This is a genomic window from Micromonospora sp. LOL_015, from assembly GCF_048060275.1.
Taxonomy (GTDB): Bacteria; Actinomycetota; Actinomycetes; order Mycobacteriales; family Micromonosporaceae; genus Micromonospora_E.
In genome coordinates, this window is sequence record NZ_JBHMIO010000188.1 from 1 (window position 1) to 475 (window position 475).

General features: G+C 67.8%; 1 protein-coding gene. It reads left to right on the plus strand.

Going from position 1 to position 475, the window contains the following annotated elements:
- A partial coding sequence (locus ACFHWU_RS29410; protein WP_416592342.1) for a transposase occupies positions 1-451 on the plus strand: 451 nt, incomplete at its 5' end.
- Positions 452-475 lie beyond the last annotated feature (24 nt).

The window sequence follows — 475 nt, forward strand, 5'->3', positions numbered from 1 at the left end:
GACCGCCGTCTGCCCCCAGGGACACCGCAACACCTGGTCAGGCACCACGACCGACCGACACGGCAAACCCCGCGTCATGTTCACCTTCAGCATGACCGACTGCACGCCCTGCCCGGTCCGCTCTCGCTGCACGCGCGCCAAGACCGCCGCCCGAACCCTCACCCTGCGACCCCGGGAACACCACGAACTGCTCCGCGCGTTGCGCGCCGACCAGCAGACCGAGCACTGGCGCAGACGCTACGCGGCCAGATCAGGCATCGAGGGCACCATCTCCCAAGCCGTACGCGCATTCGGCCTGCGAAGATCCCGTTACCGAGGACTCGCCAAGACCCGAGTGCAGAACATCCTGATCGCCACCGCGATCAACCTCACCCGAGCGGACGCATGGCTGGCCGGCAAACCCCTGGGCCACACCCGCGTCTCCCACCTCGCTGCACTCGCGACCAGGTAACCAGCACAATTCGCCAGCGGAGTC